This is a genomic window from Thermoplasma sp., from assembly GCF_023256435.1.
Lineage (GTDB): Archaea > Thermoplasmatota > Thermoplasmata > Thermoplasmatales > Thermoplasmataceae > Thermoplasma.
The window spans coordinates 1-2,867 of record NZ_JAGDXM010000060.1; the positions used below are offsets into that span (position 1 = coordinate 1).

The following is a 2,867-nucleotide window of genomic DNA, read 5'->3' on the forward strand; positions in this document are numbered from 1 at the left end:
TATCTATGACCGCTGTTATGGAAAACACTGCCTTGTAGGCGGGATGATCTACGCATGGGAAGGCCATCCTCGCCCCGTTCGATTCAAACTGGGTTGTGATCATCGTCCCCTCTTTCGTTTTTGAGAAATACAGGCCCATGAGCGTATCGCTGACCTTGGCGTGGAAATCTATATCAATAACATCATTGTCCTTGAAATTTCCCTTAACCAGAACATAGTCATTGCCAGTTTCAAATTTAAGTTCCTTACCGTTATGGGTTATCCTGTCTATGGAGATCTTAACGGCATCCAGTTTAAGATCCTTCCATTCCCCGCTCAGAAAAATCCTCTCATGAGAGGTGTATGTCAGCTCCTTCAAATCAAAATCGAATTTGATCTCATATTTCTCTATACCCGGATTCATGCAATTCCATTGCAGCGTTTTATAAAAACCTATTTTCCTGAAATACTAAATCGATATATACGATCCCTGAATAGCGAACCAATGACCAGAATTCTGCACATCGACAGGATCAGATACACGAAGGAACAGATCATGGATGCAGTTGATTCCCTGCGTTCCGGTGGCACCGTGGTCTTTCCAACGGAGACTGTTTACGGCCTCGGGGCGCTGGCGGAGAATGCGGATGCTTGTAGAAAGATATTCACAGCCAAGGGAAGGCCGTCGGATAACCCTCTGATAGTGCATATATCGTCCATGGATCAGTTCGCGTCTGTTTCCGATCCTAAAGAGGATCGTTGGGTGCAGGATCTTGAGAGGGTCTGGCCGGGCCCGCTGACCGTTGTAGTGAAGAAGCGTGATGGCATACCGGATATAGTTACAGCAGGTCTGCCGACGGTTGCTGTGAGGATGCCGGACGATGAGATAGCGCATGATCTGATAGAAATGGCAGGCCCCATAGCCGCACCCTCTGCCAATATTTCAACAAGACCAAGCATTACGGATTCAAAGGACGCCATAAGATTTTTAGATGGAAGGGTAGACGTTATTATAGATGCAGGGCCTACAAGATTCGGTATTGAATCGACGATCATCGACCTTACCAGAAAGCCCATTGAACTGTTGAGGCCTGGCTCTTACACGATCGAGGACCTTGAGCCTGTATTCGGTCACATCGTATACGGTGAAGTTGCCAGGGGACTCGGTGAGGCTAAGGTTGCTATAACGCCAGGCATGAAATACAGGCATTATTCCCCATCTACAAAATTGATACTTGCGGAAACCAGAGATCTGTTCGAGGAGATCCTGCCCTATTCACCTGAGGATATGGTAATACTCGCTACCATCGAAATGGAGAGACCGGGCAGGAGGACGATAGTGCTTGGGACGGATAAGGATCTTTACACGGTTGCGCATAACCTGTTCTCATCGTTCATAGCTCTTGACGATATGCATGCAGGATATGCTCTGATACATCCCTTCGAGGAGAGAGGCATAGGATTTGCCATTATGAACAGGATCAGAAAAGCCTCATACAGGACTGTCAAGGACGTAAGAGAATTTCTGGATCTGATTGGGAGCATGAAGGAAAAGGTAAATTAACGGTAACCTGATGTGAGTTCTATGCCAAAGGTAGCGGTGATAATGGGTAGTTCCAGCGACTATGAGACTATGAAGCCCGCGATCGATTTTCTTCGTTCCATGGGTGTTGAGGTCTTGGCAAAGGTGGTATCGGCTCACAGGACGCCTGAATACATGCTCCAGTTTGCATCAGAGGCAAGGGATCATGGTATAGAGGTGATAATAGCAGGCGCGGGCGGTGCTGCTCATCTTCCCGGTATGGTGGCGTCCATGACCACATTGCCCGTAATAGGGGTACCGGTACCAAGCAAGCATCTTAATGGCCTTGATTCCCTACTCTCCATTGTGCAGATGCCGTCCGGCATACCTGTGGCTACGGTTGCGATAGGAAACTCCAAGAATGCCGCAATACTCGCATGCAGGATCCTGTCCGTCAAGTATCCTGAGCTTGAGGAATCCATGAAGAGATATATGGAAAGCGAGAAGGCAAGGGTTCTAAACGAGAGGATAGAATAAATGCTGGCGGTGTTAATATGATAGAGGAAGATCTTGCAAAAAGGATCGAAAGGTATTTCAGGATAGAGGAGGAAGCCATAAAGAAAATAAGGATATCGCCAGCAGAGGGATCTTTTCTGAGGAAGATAGCCGAGGACAACATGGAGATGATCATGAGTTACTATTCGGATGCCAAGGACTTTTACAGGAAGGGTGACCTTATAAATGCATTCGCAGCGCTCAACTATTCCTATGGCTGGATAGATGCCGGAGTACGCTTGGGTATATTCGATGGTGCGGGTGATCACAGGCTTTTTACACTTTATGAATGATCGACTCGCTAAGATTTGAATTGACCCTAGCAAAGAAGTTTCGGGTGATCATTCAGGCATGGGCAAAATATAAATATATGAATAAATTATTAAGAGTAAGAACCATGAAAAGACAACAGAACGATAGAAGGGATTTTCATGATAGGCATGATTTCCCGAAAAGAGAGAAGAAGCTTGATATGAGAAGGAGTGAAGAGTTCGGCTATATGCTAGGAAAAGCTGTTGAAAGCCTTCCTGATAGTGTTCGCGGTGCCATAAGGGGTTCGATATATTCTCTTGCCTCTAAAAAGGGCGTTAAGGAGGCCAAGGAATTTATCGGTAAGAAATACCAGGAAGGAGTCATTGATTATGATACGCAGAAGAAGCTGATAAACCTGATATATGATTACAGTAAGTACAGATGAACCAAAACATATCAGAATTCTCGTGCATCCTGTTCATGCGAGGCATTCGCTTAAAATTTTTTAAAAGAGAAGGTGGGGTTTGGGGGAAGCTGTAAATCTCAACAGCTTTAGCGA

4 protein-coding genes and 1 pseudogene are annotated in these 2,867 nt (G+C 45.8%); 4 read left to right on the forward strand and 1 reads right to left on the reverse strand.

Going from position 1 to position 2,867, the window contains the following annotated elements; all coding sequences use genetic code 11:
* Positions 1-403, reverse strand: a pseudogene (locus Q0C15_RS07965) (peptidase); the annotation flags it as partial.
* Positions 404-484: 81 nt separating this feature from the next.
* On the opposite strand from Q0C15_RS07965, the gene Q0C15_RS07970 reads away from it, so the two are divergent.
* The 4 genes from Q0C15_RS07970 (at position 485) to Q0C15_RS07985 (ending at position 2,753) form a co-directional block, all read left to right on the forward strand.
* On the forward strand, positions 485-1,543 hold the full coding sequence (locus tag Q0C15_RS07970; protein ID WP_297218182.1) for an L-threonylcarbamoyladenylate synthase: 1,059 nt from the start codon (positions 485-487) through the stop codon (positions 1,541-1,543).
* A 21-nt stretch (positions 1,544-1,564) separates the two neighbouring features.
* Positions 1,565-2,038 carry a 5-(carboxyamino)imidazole ribonucleotide mutase gene (purE, locus tag Q0C15_RS07975; protein WP_297218185.1) on the forward strand — a complete coding sequence of 158 codons (474 nt, stop codon included), beginning with the start codon at positions 1,565-1,567 and terminating at the stop codon, positions 2,036-2,038.
* A gap of 17 nt (positions 2,039-2,055) precedes the next feature.
* On the forward strand, positions 2,056-2,349 hold the full coding sequence (locus tag Q0C15_RS07980; protein WP_110640304.1) for a DUF357 domain-containing protein: 294 nt from the start codon (positions 2,056-2,058) through the stop codon (positions 2,347-2,349).
* A 104-nt stretch (positions 2,350-2,453) separates the two neighbouring features.
* Positions 2,454-2,753: a hypothetical protein gene (locus tag Q0C15_RS07985; protein WP_297218190.1), complete on the forward strand. Its 300-nt coding sequence runs from the start codon at positions 2,454-2,456 to the stop codon at positions 2,751-2,753.
* Positions 2,754-2,867 lie beyond the last annotated feature (114 nt).

Coding starts and splice junctions, on each gene's coding strand:
- Q0C15_RS07970 (WP_297218182.1), top strand. CDS start 485: ATGACCAGAATTCTGCACATCGACAGGATCAGATACACGAAGGAACAG.
- purE (WP_297218185.1), top strand. CDS start 1,565: ATGCCAAAGGTAGCGGTGATAATGGGTAGTTCCAGCGACTATGAGACT.
- Q0C15_RS07980 (WP_110640304.1), top strand. CDS start 2,056: ATGATAGAGGAAGATCTTGCAAAAAGGATCGAAAGGTATTTCAGGATA.
- Q0C15_RS07985 (WP_297218190.1), top strand. CDS start 2,454: ATGAAAAGACAACAGAACGATAGAAGGGATTTTCATGATAGGCATGAT.